Genomic DNA, 17,700 nt, shown 5'->3' on the forward strand with positions numbered 1-17,700 from the left:
TATAGTCTTTACTAGGTTAAATAATAGTTCTAAATGTGTTTTCTTCTTTGTTTTCTATTTCGTTCATCACTTCAGCCAGCTCCTTAATGGTAGGTTTCTCAAGGAAAACATTAATTTTCACCACCTTTTTCATTTTCTTTTGTATTTCTCCAATGATCCTTATGGCATTCATACTGTTTCCACCCAGTTCAAAGAAATTATCGGTAACTCCTATGTTTTCAATTCTTAATATTTCCTGCCAGATTTCTTTCAACTGTTGTTCTGATTCGTTGGTTGGTGCGATGTATTCGTTCTTTATTAAATCTGAACTGTTTACTTCTGGTAAACTCTTTCTGTCAACCTTTCCATTGCTTGTTAAAGGAATCTGGTCAAGTTCCACATAAAAGCCGGGTAACATATATTGTGGAAGCTTGCTCTCCAGATGTCTCGCCAGATCCTGCTTGTCAATCGGGGTATCACTTACATAGTACACCACCAAACTCTTATCTTCTTCATGTTCTTTTACTTCTGTAACAACAGATTTAATCGATTCACTGAAAGAAAGCACCTGGCTGTCGATCTCTCCAAGCTCTATCCTATGACCACGGATCTTTACCTGATGGTCAATCCTTCCCAGATACTCTATTGTACCATCAGCTAGCCATTTTCCTAAATCTCCTGTGCGGTACATCTTCGTACCCGGAATAAATGGATTGTCTACAAACTTCTCTGCGGTAAGCTCTGGATTATTTAAATAACCCTGAGCCAATCCAGCTCCAGAGATATACATCTCCCCGCTTACTCCTGCAGGAACCAAATGTTTATTCTCATCTAAAATATAAATCTGCGTATTGGCGATAGGCTGACCGATAGGTATGGTAGAAGAAGCTAAATCACTCCCCTTTTCAAGTTTATGTACGGTAGCACAGATGCTCGTCTCTGTAGGACCATAAGCATTGTAAAAAGTTCCATACTTCAGATATTCTTTCGTCTTACCAATAATTGCTGATTCTCCTGCGGTTATTAAACCTTTCAATCCCTGAAGTCTCTCAACATTCAGTAAACTGAAAAATGCCGGTGGCAGTGTTACCAGATCAATGGAATGATTGTTTACATACTCTTCAAAGGCATAAACATCTTTTCTCACTGAATCACTCAAAATATGAAGACTCTTACCACTTAGCAACGTCATAAAAATCTCTGAAATAGAAGCATCAAATGAAAAAGAAGCAAACTGAGCAACATTCTCATAAGAGGAAACTTCAAAGAATTCTTTCTGGAATAACATTGTATTCAAAATACCGCCATGAGTATTCAAAACTCCTTTTGGTTCTCCCGTAGAACCGGAAGTGTATATGATGTATGCAATATCATCTCTTTCTAAAACTTCTGATGTAAACCCTGAGGCATCTTCTTCTGTAAATTCTAAATCTATAGAAAAAGATTCACCAGAATAGAAATCAAGGTCAAAGAAATAGTAAGATTCGGTGATCAGTAAAGATAAATCAGAAGTCATCACTTCTTTCCTGGATTCTGGAAGATTCGCATCTATAGGTACATAAACTGCTCCTAGTTTCAATATCCCAAGAATAGAAACGATCTGATTTTCTCCACGATTAAGCATTACTCCTACATAATCGCCTTTCTTGATTCCATGATCCACCTGAAGACGATAAGCTAAAGCATTCGCTTTATTATTCAGCTCTTCGTAGCTTAATACTGTATCTTCGAAAACAACAGCTCTTGAATCTGGATTTTTGGCCACTTCTTCTTCAAATAAACTAACAATATTTTGATTGTCAGGGTATGAAACAGAAGTATCATTAAATTCTTTTAGCAATACTTCCCGATCAGCAGAGCTTACATATTCTAATTCTGAAAGGGGCTGATCCGGGGAATCAACGAGACTTTCTATCATGTTCTTTAAATGATCAACAAACTTCACAACAGACTCTCTGTCATATAAATCAGTATTATAGGTGGCAATTCCTAATAATTCATGATCACCTTCAGAAAAGTTAAATTCAATATCATTCTTAGAAATATCATAGGCATATGGATAGCTTTCGATCACCAGATCATCCATTTCTTTTGGCCCTTCAAATAAAGCCATGTTATTATGATTGTTCAATACTACAGACACATCATAAAGAGCAGATTTGCTAATATCTTTTTGATAGTTTATATCATTAAGGATTTGATCAAAAGGATAATTTCCATTAGAAAATGCATCTATAATATTTTTTTTCTCCTTCATCAAGAGCGTATTGAATGAGTCATTATTATCAACATTTGATCTTAAAGGAAGAGTATTTAGGAAAAGTCCAAGCTGATTTTCTAAATCCGGATGGTCCCTGCCGGAGAATGTCGTTCCAATGATAACATCATTTTGATGGGTATATTTATTCAGTAATACTTTGGTACAGGCTACTAAATAAGTAAATAAGGAGATGTTATTTCCCTGTAAAAAATGTTTAACTTTTTTTACATTTTCTCCATCAATTACAAATGCAAATTTATCACCATTGAAAGTCTGATACTTCTTTCTTTTTCCTGAAAAAGGCAGCTCAACTCTTTTTATATCATAGGAAAGCGTTTTGATCCAGAAATCCCTGCTCTCTTCAACATTTTTCTTATTTACCCAATCTGCGTAGTCTTTATACTGTATTTTAAGATCCGGTAGGTTGGGAGATTCATTTCGTACTAAAGAATTGTACGTTTTTATAATTTCTGAAGCAAAAAGATTGCTTGACCATCCATCGCAAATGATATGGTGGGTATTGAACCAAAGAATGTATTCATCATTATCAACTTTAATAAGATATACTTTGAATAAAGGAAATTCATCTAATCTAAAATTGATCTTTTTGGTATTCAAAAGCTCAGCTAACTCCTGATCCTTATTCTGAGAGGATGATAAATCAATATTCTCAATCTTAAAATCAATATTATCAAAAGGTAAAACCTGTTGAAAAACAGTTCCGTTGATATTAAGGAAAATTGTTCTTAAAATTTCATATCTATTAACCAGTAATCTGAATGATTCTTCAAGTTTAGATGCTTCCAGATCTCCTTTTAATTTATAGGCTTCACTCACATTATAAGTGGCAGAAGCTTCATAATTTTGCTGGATCACCCAAAATCTGTACTGAGCAGCAGTGATTGGGTAATATTTCGCTTCTGCAACATTGGGAATGGGTTCAAAGTTTTCAACATTTACATCTCCTGAGATTTTTTGGGCTACCAGATCGATGCTTGGGTTTTCCATGAAATCTTTTATTGAGATGGTTTTATTAAATGTAGTTTTAATCTTGTTGATAATTCTTATAAGAATCAGGCTATGTCCTCCCAATCCAAAGAAATTATCTGTAACTCCAATATTTTCTACTCCCAGTATTTCCTCCCAGATCTCTTTTAACTGCTTTTCAGTTTCATTTCTCGGAGCTATATATTCCTGTTTTATCAAATCTGACGGAGATACATCCCTAAGTTTTTTACGATCTATCTTTCCATTATTCGTTAATGGAATATTCTCCAACTGAACATAAAAATCCGGAAGCATATAATTCGGCATCTTCTTCTCAAGATAACCTGTCAGTTCTTTTTTATCAATCTGTTCATCAGATACAAAGTATACCACAAGATGGGCTTCTCCCTCATGATGCTTCACTTCAGTTACTACTGTTTTAATCGTAGAGCTATAAGAAAGTACGTGACTGTCTATTTCACCCAATTCTACACGGTACCCTCTTATTTTCACCTGATCATCAGTCCTTCCCAGATATTCTATATTTCCATCAGGAAGCCAACGTCCAAGATCTCCGGTACGGTACATTTTTGTTCCGGAAGAGAAAGGATTCTCGATAAACTTCTCATTGGTGAGTTCTAAATTATTCAGGTATCCCTTAGCTACTCCTGCTCCGGCTATGCATATTTCACCAGGAACTCCAACCGGAACAACATCATTTTTCTCATTACGAATGTAAACCTGAGTGTTGGATATCGGCTGTCCAATATTTTCACCCGCCTGCTCTATCTTACGGGCTATGCATCCTATGGTTGTTTCTGTAGGACCGTATTCATCATAAATGTCAATGTTTTCACGGATTGAACGAATAGTCTGAATATGGTCTGCATGAAGTTTCTCCCCACCTAAAATAATTTTAGACAGACCGGAAGAGGTAACTTCAGTATTTTTTATTAAAGAAATATGAGATGGAGTAAGCTTAAGAACATCCACCTCTTCATTTCCAAGCATTGAAAGTAAAGACGCTACATTATCTTCCTGCGAATTGCCAAGGAAAAGCTTTCCTCCTCTTGTAAGGGAGCAAAAAACAGCGGTCCCCGATAAATCGAACGAAATTGATGTAAATAACCCCCAATTACCTCTGTCTCCTGCAGTAAAATAAAAATCGTTACTCCATAGTATATAATTAAGGATATTAGCATGCGTGATAACGACTCCTTTTGGGTTACCTGTAGTTCCTGAGGTATAGATAACATAAGCAGAATCGCCAGAACCAATTGTCACAGAAGGATTATCTTTTGAATAGCCTTCCTTCTGTTTATCAAACTCTGATAAAAAAGCATCGTCTATAACTACTTTCGCATTACTATCTTCAATAATGTACTGTATTCTTTCAGCAGGATAATCGTAATCTACAGGAACGTAAGCGGCTCCGGATTTTAAGATCCCCATGATAGAAATAATCATTTGTTCACTGCGGGGAATTTGAATACAAACTAAATCATCAGGCTGGATATTATAGTGAGCCTTAAGATAGTGTGCCAGCTGATTTGACTTTTCATTAAGTTCCTGATAGCTTAATGATCTTCCATTATACTCAATTGCCTCAGCGTTTGGGGTTGCTGTAACCTGTGATTCAAACAGATGGACAATACTGTTTTTGTCTTCAAAATTAGCTGCCGTAGAATTGGTAAGTGCTATAATTTTCTTGTCTGCTGGGGTCAATTCCTGTTTTTGCTGGTACAATAATGTATCATATATTCCTTTGAACTGCTCTCCTAGAATTTCTTTTTCTACAGGTGAGAAAACATCACTATTGTAATAAATATCTACAGATAAAGCTTCACCGGAATCAATTACTGTCAACTTGTAATCAAAAATATCCTGTACGGAATAGGCATTAATGATACCAGCATGTGATTCGCTAAGGATTTTTCCTGTATTAACGTATTCAAAGCAATATTTGAAATAAACTGTATTTTGCTTTTTTCGGTTTAAGGTAAAGTAATCAGCCCAGCTTTTTACAGCTTCCACTTCTTTTTTGATTTTTGCAATAGCTTCTGATAAAACAAGATTTCCCGAATGTGCCTTAAGATTTAATGCTACCTTAGAGTTAACGTACCCTATGGTATGTGCAAGTTCTTCGTATGGCCTGTCCTGAGTTACATAACCGATGGTCAGATCTTTATCATCTGTTGAAAATTGTGAAAAATAATTACTTAAACACAACAACAGATATGATTCAGTAGTAAGATCGTTTTCCGCTAAATCTTTGATTAATTTCTCATAATTTTCCTTATCAACGGAAATGATATTCTCCCTTACAGGTTTGAAAGTTTCGAACTTTTTCCCAAAAGGAATAATTTTGTTTTCAGGATCTGCATTATAGGTTTCCCAGAATAGTTTTGCTTCTTCTTCGGGTTCTGCTAAAAGCTCGTTTTGCCAGGAGCAATAATTATAGAATTCTATTTTTTCATGATGTTCATAACTTCCTTTTATCCTTTGTATAATTTCATTAGCCAAATAGATACAACTATAAAGGTCTCCAAATAATGAATATATTCTAATCGCTATATACCTTGCTTCTCCGGAAGTACCGACTCCGATTTTAAGTGCCTTATTTTCATGATAATGATAAGAAGAATCAAAATCTTTATCAACCACTTTTATAAAGTGGTCCTGATCAATTTCCGTATCAAAATACCAATGTTTAATTTCATGCTCTTTGGTATCTTTATATTGGATCGCATTCTTTACATCATTATTGGAAAACAATGTATAAAACAATACTTCATGTCCTTTTATGGCTTCATTAATATGAGCGGTAATTTTTTCGTCAGAGCATTCATCATTTATTTTAATAATAACCTGATTATAAAGACAGTCCGCATTATAAGCCTGATTTGACACATAATTAATCTGATTCTCAGATAATTTATATCCTTCGATTTTCTCCATTTATTTAGTATTTTTTTGGGAATTAGCAAATAGAAACAATTATTTTACGCTCGCCTTCATACGCATTTCTTCCATGAGAAGACAAATAGTTGTCAAGGAATAATACATCTCCTTTTTCCCACGGAAAATCTATCGTTGCTTTTTGGTAAGCTTCATAAAGCTCTGAATATTCTTCTTTAGTGATTTCCTGTCCGTCACCAAAGTAGGTATTATTAGGAAGCTCATCATCTGATTCTATGGCTGAAAGAAGAACCTCATCGTAGCTGTATTTATTAAAAAATACTCCGTGATTAAACCATATTAATTCTTTGGTCACAGGATGCTCTATAATGGCTTTTTTCTTCCAGTTGATTACGAGATCATTATCATCCAGCCACTCATAGGTGATTCCATTCTTTTCACACTCTTGTTCCACCTCATTTTTATTTTCAGTCTGGAAAACCTCTTTCCAGGATAATCCTAACATCCCATTCATTCTTCTTCGGTACAGAATTCCTTTTTCAAGGAATTTATTCCTAAGATCATCACTGATATATTCCAATACCTTTCTGTTATCCGCAATAGGTGTTTCTCCTTTTAAGGTTGCCGGAGTAATGCAGCAAAATATAATTCTATTAGGTGGTACCGGAGCATAAGAATTTTCACTGTGCATATTGATGCTATAGCTATTAGGATAAGTTGTTGATACATAAACATTTTCCATAATAGAATGCCTTGGGGAAGAGCGGAATTTGTATTCCAGAAGAGGCTGATCAAAAACAGAAACTAAATCCTGAAATTTTTCCACAGTATCAATTTCAAAATTTCTGCATAATATGGCTCCGTTCTCTGATAAACAGGTATTAAAATATTCATTATTCTCAATCAGCCAGTTTTTTAAACCTGTATTGGGGTTTGAAGGCTGAACTAGCAAAGGAAATTTATTCTCATTAAAAAATTCCTTCAAAGCAGGCTCCTCCGAAGATACCGGAGCACTGTTTTGATTTTTTAATTTGTTTAATCTGTTCATAATATTATTGTTTTTTATTTTTTATAAATGCACTAAGCTTGTTTGAGTTCTTTTGCTTGATCACATCGGAATCTGTAGTGTTGACAATTTCTTTAATGTCCTTTTGTCTGATTGCTTTAAAATATATGCTCTGTTTCTCCAGTTCATCGTTAATTTCAGCAAAAGGGACATTTATATTTTCTTTGAAAAATGCAAGGATTTCTTTAAATACCCTTACAATATTGACCACTGAATAGTCATCAAAAACATTTTTATTATAATCAACCAGGATCCTTAAATCTTCATCTGTAGGAAAAACCTCGAAATTAAAAGGATAAGTTGTCTGCAACTGAAACTTAGATTTTTCAATTTTTATAGAGTCAGGATCTTTATCATTTTCAGGATCAACTGAACGCTCAGCCATTAAGAAATTTTCAAAGATCAGAATATGATTAATGAGATTTCTCTTCAAAGTACTTTTGTTCTGTATTTCCGCTAAATTCAGATAATGATATTTTGTACTTCCTATAGACTCACGGTGCATTTTATCCAAAAGGATCTGCGGGGTTTCGTCTTTATTGATCGCCACACGCACCGGAACGGTATTAATAAACAACCCCACCATACTTTCAATGCCAAGTACTTCTGGCGGCCTTCCTGATACTACTGCTCCGAAAGTCACCTCTTCAAAATCATTATAAGCACTTAAAAGATAAGACCATACTGCCTGTATATAGGTATTTAATGTAATTCCTGAGTTTTTGCAAAACTGCACAATCTCTTTATATACATCTTTGTCTACAAATGAAATATGGGACGACAGATCATACTGGATGGTATCTTCGTGAAATTCTTTTGCAAAAGGAATCAGGGTCGGAGAATCTTTTCCCTGAAGATAATCTTCCCAATAAGCCAGGACTTCATCCTTATCAATATTTTTCAACCACTGGATGTATGAAGAATATTTCTCTACCTCTGGTAATGACAAAATAGTTTCCTGTTGAAGGCTTTGTAAAATGGCAGCAAAGTCATTGATCAGAATACTCAGGCACCATCCGTCCATCACGATGTGATGATGGCTCCAGATAAATTCGTAGTAATCATCCGGTAATTCTACCACAACCAAACGCATCTGGGTTGGTTTATTCAAAATAAAGCCTTGATTTATGTCTTCCTGTTTGATGTTATCCAATCCAATTTCTGATTCCAGGATCAAATGCCTGAAATCTACACGGGCTTTTTTATGAACAATCTGAAGCGGTACTTCTCCATAACGGTTTTCAAAGGAAGTGCGAAGAATCGTGTAACGGTTTAGTAACATTCCAAAAGCCTGTTCTACCAAGGATAGATCCAGATTGACAGACTTGACTCTATATGAGGTCTGGACAAAGTATGCTGAACCTTTAGTGTTCATCAGCCAGTGAAAATATAATCCCTGCTGCATTGGGGAAAGTTCATAAATATCTTCTATTTCATGACCAACACTGATCTCTGTAATGGTATTGAAGGATAATTCTTTGTAAGTAAGGTCTGATGGCGTCAGAATTACAGATGAATCTTCACTCTCTCTCACGATAGCTTCCAGATTTGTCTTATAAGCAGATGAAAGATTCTCTATGGTACCTTCTTTAAATACCTTAGTTGAGTAACGGATGCTGATATTCATTTCTCCGTTCACCGTCATCCCTGATACGTCGAATAAAATATCTGTTGATAAATTGGAAGGATCGACGGAAGAGCCTATATTTTCAGAGCTGTAACGGAATAAAGAAAATTTCTGTGTTGCATCGTCCTTTTTATCTCCTTCTTCATTGAAGTCCCCAAGGTAATTGAATAAAACAGAAGGTATTGATTGTGAATCGATCTCTTTTTTTAGATCACGTAAAATACCATAACCGATTCCTTTGTTTGGAATACTTCGTAAACCTTCTTTTACACTTACCAAAGCAGGCTGACTGTTATCGCTGATATCAAGGTTAAAAGGATATACACTGGTAAACCAACCTATCGTCCGGCTGATGTCAAGTCCTGTGCTCATCACTTCCCTACCATGTCCCTCCATTAATACCTTGGTCTTGCTAACTCCAAACTGATTCTGTAATGCTAATGCCAAACCAGTCAGCAAAACATCATTGATCTCTGCACTGTATTTTCTCCCCGCGCGAGTCTGTAGTAATTTCGTAGCATCAGTACTTAAACTAAAGCCTAAGCTTTTATCTAAAACCTGTTTGCCTTCTACAGGATAATCTGTAGCTAGAGGAGCATAGTTTTCAGATTCTACTCCTTCCCAATACAAACGTTCTTTGGACAGTTCCAAACTTCTGCTGTATTCATCCAAAGCTTTACCCCAACTCTGGAAAGAATCCGTTTTCGATGGCAGGTCAGAAGATAAGCCCTGAACTCCCGATTCGTATAGTTTTCCTAAATCTTCGAGCAAAATTCTCCACGAAACACCATCCATTACCAAATGATGAACAACTAAAATGATACGGTCCCCATCACTCATGGAAACATGACCCACATGGAATAAAACTCCGGACTCTATGTTGATTGTACTCTGAAGGTCCTCTCCTATTTGTTGTAATTGGGATAGCTCTTCTGATTCACTACCACTCTCCCGGATATCAAAATATGCTAAACGGTAATGTACACCATCAATTCCTGAATTATACTGATTCCATTTTCCCTCTTTCTTGCTATATACCATTCTCAGAGCATCATGATGTGACACCAAAGTCTTTAGAGAGGATTCAAGTATCTTTTCGGAAAGTCTTTCCCTGCTTTTTAAGATAACAGACTGGTTGTAATGGTTTTTATTAGTGATCCCTTCACTCTCAAAGAAATATCTCTGGATAGGAGTTAGAATACTTTCTCCTGTAACTTCAGACTGGTCGATTTTAGCAACATCTGTTGTCATATACCGAGCCAGCTCTTCTAATACAGGATATTGTAAGATATGTTCTACTTTTAAACTGTAACCCTGCTGACGAAGTCTGGAAACTATCTGAATGGATTTTATGGAGTCTCCTCCTAAATTATAATAGTTATCACGGATACTGATCGGACTGTGTTTCAAGACCTGCTCACAGACAGAGACTAATACCTTTTCTTCTTTACTGGTAGCTGCAACATATTCTGTGGTAATAAGATCTTCTGAACTTACTTCTGGTAAACTCTTTCTGTCAACCTTTCCATTGCTTGTTAAAGGAATCTGGTCTAGCTCTACATAAAAACCAGGAAGCATGTATTTTGGAAGCTTGCTCTCAAGGTGTCTGGTCAAATCCTGCTTGTCAATCGGGGTATCACTTATATAATACACCACCAAACTCTTATCTTCTTCATGTTCTTTTACTTCTGTGACAACAGATTTAATCGATTCACTGAAGGAAAGTACCTGGTTGTCGATCTCGCCAAGCTCTATCCTATGACCACGGATCTTCACTTGATGGTCAATCCTTCCTAAATATTCTATTGTGCCATCAGCTAACCATCTTCCCAAATCTCCTGTGCGGTACATTTTAGCACCTGGTATGAAAGGATTTTCTACAAATTTTTCTGCTGTTAAGTCTACACGGTTCAGGTAACCTCTAGCCAAACCATCTCCCGAAATGTATAATTCTCCGGTCACCCCTATTGGTACTATACCATTCGCATCATCTAAAACATACATCTGGGTATTATCAATAGGTTTACCGATGGGTATTATTGTATTTTTTATGTCTTTCTTACAATCATAGTAAGTAACATCTATGCATGCTTCTGTAGGTCCGTATAAGTTAACCAATGAAATATTTTCAGGGAACAGTCTGTAAAAAAACTCTTTCTGATAAACAGATAACGCCTCACCACTGGTAAAAACGGTCTTCAGGCTTGTCAGTTTTTGTTTTTCTTCAGGATAGGTATCTATGTGATTCAGGAAAGCGGTAAACATAGACGGAACGAAATGGATAATACTTACGTGGTCCCTTTCTATTGTCTCTATGATAAGAGACGGATCTTTTTCGGCTCCTTGTTCAGGAACAGATAACGTGGCACCATATATACACCACCAAAGAAGCTCCCACACAGAAACATCAAATGTATAAGGTGTTTTCTGAATGAGTACATCTTTATCAGCTAAAGGATAACGCGATTGCATCCACATCAACCGATTGACAAGAGAACCATGCTGTATCATCACTCCCTTTGGATTTCCCGTTGTCCCTGAAGTGTAGATGATATAAGCTAAATGATCCTGTCGTATTACGGACTCTTGATTCTCTTTTGAATATAGGTCTTTACAAGATTCGAACTCCAAAGAAAAGATTCATTAATATTAACTTTAGCCCGGGTATCGGATAAAATATAATCGGTCCTGTCTTGTGGATAATCCTGAGAGATCGGTACATAAGCTGCACCTGATTTCAATATTCCTAAAATAGATACCAGCATTTTTTCACTGCGGGATAATTGGATACAAATCAGATCGTCTCCTTTGATAGAAAACTTTTCCCGTAAATAATATGCCAGTTGATTTGCTCTTGCATTTAATTCAGAATAACTAAGAGAAACTCCTCCATAGATAACTGCCGTGTGATCGGGAGCTATTAACACCTGTTTTTCAAATAAACTTACAATAGTTTCATCTGAGGGATAATCAACTTTTGTATGGTTGAATGAATCTAAAGCTATTTTTTCCTCAGCACTTATATAATCCAGAGATCGTAAAGGAACATCCGCTGCACTGACAAACTTCTGAAGAACCTGCCTGAAGTGATTTATAAATGAAATAATAGTTCCTTTATCATAAATGTCTGCATTAAACGCTACAATCATTTCTAAAAATGAACCTTTATTTATAAATTCAAAATTGATATCAAAAGCCCTTTTTGTGAATCCAATTTCTTCTATTTCATCGCTGTACACTTCACCTGATTCGTTATCCAGATAGTCCTGGAAAACCACCGTAATATCAAATAAAGGATTCCTCGAAGTATCTTGGGATAAGTGTAAGTCTTCAATTAAAAGATCAAAAGGGTAATCCTGATGCGTAAATGCTTTTGTAAAAGAATCCTTTACCTTTCTGAATGTATCTGTTAAGGTGTCTTTCTGGTCCAGTATATTATTTAATACAATGGTATTTACAAAAAGTCCGGGCATTTCATTAAGGCTTGGATGATTTCTTCCGGAGGTAAAAGTTCCTAATGTAATATCATTTTCTGAAGTATATTTATTTAATAAGACATAAACAGCGCTCAGTAAACTTACATTTAAAGTTCCCATGTTCTGTTTAGCAAAAGCATCAAGCTTTTGGGTAAGTTCTGATGAAATAACTGTTTTTAGCGTGTAGCTGTTGAATGTTTTAACAGAAGGCCTCTTAGCATAAGAAGGTAAATCGATCGTTGAAATTTTCTTTGATAATAGATCTGTCCAATACCGTTGCGCAGCATTGTAATTTCCATTATTAATTCCCGCAAGTTTCCAGTACGTATAGTCCAGATACTGGAGCTTTGGACCACTTATTTCTTCTGAATGCACTATTGCATGGTAATAGCTTAAAATGTTTTGCTTTACAACATTCAGAGATACTCCATCGATAATAATATGATGAAAGATAAAATAGGTGACGATCTTGTCTTTAAGTTCAAAAATTTTACATCTAAGCAAAGGACCTTTACCCAGATCGAAAGCCTGTGAATTCAGATTTTTAACAAGGTCTGCTATGGATCTAATATCAGCGAATTCTCTTTTAAGATCTATAATCTCAACATCAAGTGCGGCATTATTTTCTTCCAAAATGATTTGCCTTACTTCATCCTGGTCATTGAGATGAAATACCGTTCTGAAGATCTCAAAATTTTTGATCAATTGTAAAACAGCAAGCTTCACCACATGCGGATCATAAGAGGAAGGAAATTCAATAGGAAAATTGATATGATATGATTTGGATCCTTCTTCAGTAAGACTTTGCAGCCACAACCTTTTCTGAGCATCTGAAACAGGATGATCTTCTCCGGTAGAGGTATGTTTGGCAATACTGTTAGAATTATGTTTTAAAATATAGGATATGATTTCCTCTTTATAAACTCTAATTCTTTTAATAAGACTTTCTTCAATATCTTCTGTGGTATCAATAACAAGGTTATTATCTTTTACAGATATATGAATATTTTTATCTTTTAATTCTTCTAATAAATTTAACATATAAAGAATAGGATTTATATAATGATGGTCTTTCTATTAGGCTCACTGCTTACTTCTGTTTTTGAAACATAGGATATCATTTCTATATGCAGAGCAAGATCTTTAATAGTAGGTGAAGTATAAAGATCCTGTGGCGCTAGCTCCAGATTGAATTCTTTATTGATATTCTTCAAAATGCTCATCGCTTTTAATGAATCCCCGCCCAATTCGAAGAAATTATCGGTAGTTCCAACCTTTTTAGGTTCAAAAAAGTTATTAAATAGGCTACACAGCTTAATTTCTGTTGCAGAAACAGGGGCCACATATTCAGTACTAGATAGGATGCCTCCCGAAATTTGATCTTCCGGTTTGTTAATCGTTTTGTAATTATAGGTGAGGTATTGATTGGGATTTTTTGCCGATGCAATGATCTGATGATTTTGAACATTGGAAAGTACTGTAGCCTTAAAAATATCGACGAGTTCAGTCTCATTTATTGCACCCTCACTAACTCCATCCAGATTTACACTGACCCAATTCTGAGGTTTGGATTTTCCAATAAAATAATCTATATAAGAATTGGCTACTGAATACGCTCCAAAAGTCTGACCACCAAGGATTGCTGATAAACTGGAACTGATCCATACAAAATCAGGGGTTTTGCCGGAGAATACTTTATACAAATTAATGATTCCCTGTACCTTAGGAGACAACTGATCCTGAATCATTTCCATATCCAGATGCTCTACTAATTTTAAAGAATTACTTGAAGGGTTTCCTGTTAAATTCAGCACACCATGGATTTTTCCATATTCCTGTTCTATGAAAGCTATCGTTGATTCTAAAGATGTCAGATCTGAAATGTCAGAAGTAAAGTAAGACAATTCATTTCCTATTCTGTTTCTGAATCCTTCATCCAGTTGATCAATTAGTTTCCTACCTACAACGACAACTTTAGCTTTGTTTTCTAACAGGTAACCGGTCAAAACTTTTCCGATCTTACCTGAACCTCCAATGACAACGATAACTTTGGAATCGAGCTGAACATCACCTCTATCTTCACTCCATCTTTCATAAAACGGAACATATCTCTGATCTCCTTTATAGGTTACAAGAGGATCAGAAAAGTTGTATTCGATTTCATCAATGATCTTTCCATAAGCAATATCATTCCCTGATGGAATATCTAAAAGAAAACTGAAGATATTTTTATTTTCCTGCGCACAGACATACAGCTGACCAAATGAAGACAGCAATGTGATGTTACTGTTTTTATTGATCTCCATATTATTGAAATCCCCTACCAAAGTAATCTTTGAATTTAATGTAGGATCATTAGAGATTAAGAATTTCCCGATGATATTAAACAACCTGAAAACAGAGACCATGGAACTTAATTGATCATCCTGTATATTCCAGGTGAAAATAATCTGATAATTAGTATTGTCTGAAATATTAATTTTATCCAGATAATCTACAATACTTCCTAGCTCTATCTCCCCATTTGCTTTTAAAAATTCATTTTTTTCTAATTCAATAAAGCCTATCTCCCTGCTTCCTAGTTCGTTAATGATATTTTGCGATACAGCACTATTTTCAGAAAAAATAATAAATGTTGCCTTTTCCTCCTTCTCGCCTTTAGACAATAGGTTGCTCTTCCATTTTTTCTGATAAAAAAGGTCTAAAGACGAACGATTGTTATCTACCGTAAATCTTTTAAAAGGATTGACATGAAAATCCAGTTTATTTTTTTCAAATGCGTAGGTCGGCAATGAAATTTTCTTTCTTTTCTGATTTTGATAATATTTCTTCCAATCTATCTCAATACCCGATTGCCACAAATCACCCAAAGCTTTGTTTAAAAATTGCAGTTCCTCATTTTGACCGGATCTTTGCAATAAGCGAATAATGGTATTATCATTATAGAACTCGTTTTGTTTAATTGCATTGGTTAGTGTAGAAGGTCCTAATTCTATGAATATATAGTCTTTTGGATCCTTAAGAATATTTTTAATTCCTTTTTCAAAAAGAACAGTATTCAACATTTGTTCTTTCCAGTATTGGGGAGATTTAGCTTCGTCCCCTGAAATAAAGTTGGCTGTAAGATTTGATAGATACGGAATCTCAGGTACCGACAACTGAATATCAGAAAATAAATTTTCAAAATCTGCAGCAATACTATTCATCATTCGGGAATGAAATGCATGTGAAGTTTTTAAAAGAGTGGTTGTAATATTGCTTTCATTAAATACATTAATACATTCCTGAATATCTTCTTCTGTTCCAGACAAAACTGTTGTATGATCCGAATTGATCGCTGCTACCGAAATTCTATCCGGGATCTCATTTTTTATCTGTTCAAAAGAGGCATTTACAGCAACCATTTTTCCGGTTGGTACTTTACTCATTAATAAAGCTCTTTCTGCAACCAGCAATAGTCCATCTTCAAAAGAAAGTACTCCGGAAACGCAAGCTGCAACATATTCTCCCAAACTATGACCTATCATTAATGAAGGTTTTATTCCAAGTTCAATAAGAAATTTTGCTAATGCATATTCAATAAGGAATAATAAAGGCTGGGTATATTGAGTTTCATTAATCTTTAACGGATCAGAAGTTTGAGTATTACCATATCCCAGGACTTGAGAATAGTCTGCATTGAATTTATTCTTCAGGATTAAAAGCCCTTCATCTATATACTGTTTAAAATCTTCTTCCTGATGATAAAGATGTTTCCCCATTTTAAAGTACTGAGCTCCCTGGCCTGGAAAAACAAAAACAATATGTTGGGAAGATTTTGCTTTTTGGTAAAAATCTTTTTTAGCTTCTAACTCATTTAATAAATCTTCTCTGTCTTTGAAAACAATTGTATTTCTATAGTCAAACTGAGCTCTGCCTGTATTTAAGGAATAAGAAAGATCTGAAAGATTCATTTCCTGATTTTCGGTGATGAACTTTTTTAGTTTTATAAAATATTGTCTTACCGCTTCCGGTCTTTTGGCAGAATAGGTTATGACATTACTTACCTGTTTGTCTTTATGGTGATCGTCTGAATGATCAGCTACAAAATTTTCTAAAATCGCGTGAGCATTGGTTCCCCCAATTCCAAAACTACTTACTCCCGCAATTAATGGACGATTGTCTTTTGTCTCCCATTGTTTTGCCTGAGTATTAACATAAAATGGACCTTTGCTAAAACTTATTTCTGAGTTAGATTTTATATAATGTAAAGATGGTGGTATGACCTTTTTCTCTAAGGATAAGGCTGTTTTAATAATTCCTGTAATTCCTGCCGCATTACCGGTATGACCAAGGTTTGACTTCACAGCTCCTATGGCACATTTCAAAGATTGGTCATAGTTAAATGACTTATTCAGTGCCTCGATTTCAATAGGATCTCCCAATTTTGTTCCGGTACCATGGGTCTCGATATAAGAAATCTCATCAATAGAAACCTTTGCAAAATTATGGGCTTGCTTTATACAATCAGATTGTCCTGCTATGCTCGGTGCGGTATACCCTACTTTTCTTTTTCCATCATTGTTAACGGCAGTTGCTCTTACAATAGCATAGATATGATCATTATCATTGATAGCATCTTCCAGCCTCTTCAAGACAACTATACCACCGCCTTCTGTACCTACTGTTCCACTTGAATTTTCATCAAACGCCCTGCAATGTCCATCTTTAGAAGAGATCATTCCCTCTTCATACATATATCCTTTTTCATCTTTGGTGTTTAAAGCAATTCCTCCTGCTACCGCCATGGAACACTCTCTTAATAACAAAGCCCTGCATGCAGTATGCATTGCTACCAGCGAACTTGAGCATGCCGTATCCATAAAAATACTTGGCCCTTTTAGATTTAGATTATAAGAAATTAAAGAACTGCAAAAGTTTTTATTGTTGATTTGTGACAAATAAAAAGGATCCACCGTATCTTTTTTATTAATGGTAGTATGGGCAATCCAGTTGAAATTATCCGGAGCAGTAAGATACAAACCTACTTTATCCTGAATTTTTGATGGATCATAACATGAATCTTCAAATGCTTCCCAAACCAATTGATGTAAAATTCTGGTTTGTGGATCCATACTATTGGCTTCATCTTTTGTGTAGCCAAAAAATGTATAATCGAAAGCATCAGAATGATCAATAAATGTCTTTACTTTCACATAATTGGGATCCTGAATAAGCTTGGGTTCTACTCCGCTTTCCAATAATTCCTGATCTGTATAAAACTCAATCAGCTCATTTCCATTGGCGAGCTTTTCCCAGAATGTATGGGGATTATCGCAACCTGAAAACATACAGGCAACACCTATTATGGCTATGTCTCTTTTTAAGGATTCTCTTTGCATAGTAA

5 protein-coding genes are annotated in these 17,700 nt (G+C 35.3%); all 5 read right to left on the bottom strand.

The genetic code is table 11. The features are described from left to right. Nucleotides 1-16: 16 nt before the first annotated feature. Genes MTQ00_RS08460 through MTQ00_RS08480 form a run of 5 tightly spaced genes read right to left on the bottom strand, consistent with a single transcriptional unit; the run spans nt 17 to nt 17,695 of the window. On the bottom strand, nt 17-6,184 hold the full coding sequence (locus MTQ00_RS08460) for a non-ribosomal peptide synthetase (protein WP_273648448.1): 6,168 nt from the start codon (nt 6,182-6,184) through the stop codon (nt 17-19). Between the two features lie 22 nt (nt 6,185-6,206). Continuing rightward, on the bottom strand, nt 6,207-7,193 hold the full coding sequence (locus tag MTQ00_RS08465) for a TauD/TfdA family dioxygenase (RefSeq protein ID WP_273648449.1): 987 nt from the start codon (nt 7,191-7,193) through the stop codon (nt 6,207-6,209). 4 nt (nt 7,194-7,197) lie between these two features. After that, complete coding sequence (locus tag MTQ00_RS08470; RefSeq protein ID WP_273648450.1) at nt 7,198-11,469, bottom strand: amino acid adenylation domain-containing protein; 4,272 nt, start codon at nt 11,467-11,469, stop codon at nt 7,198-7,200. Continuing rightward, the gene (locus tag MTQ00_RS08475; protein WP_273648452.1) at nt 11,415-13,355 is read right to left on the bottom strand and encodes a condensation domain-containing protein; all 1,941 of its coding nucleotides are present in this window, start codon (nt 13,353-13,355) and stop codon (nt 11,415-11,417) included. The genes MTQ00_RS08470 and MTQ00_RS08475 overlap by 55 nt, the downstream gene beginning before the upstream one ends. A 14-nt stretch (nt 13,356-13,369) precedes the next feature. Beyond that, a complete protein-coding gene (locus MTQ00_RS08480) occupies nt 13,370-17,695 on the bottom strand; it encodes a type I polyketide synthase (protein ID WP_273648453.1) in 4,326 nt (1,441 codons plus the stop codon). Nucleotides 17,696-17,700 lie beyond the last annotated feature (5 nt).

The organism is Chryseobacterium sp. B21-037, assembly GCF_028570785.1.
In the GTDB taxonomy this organism is placed as follows: domain Bacteria; phylum Bacteroidota; class Bacteroidia; order Flavobacteriales; family Weeksellaceae; genus Chryseobacterium; species Chryseobacterium proteolyticum.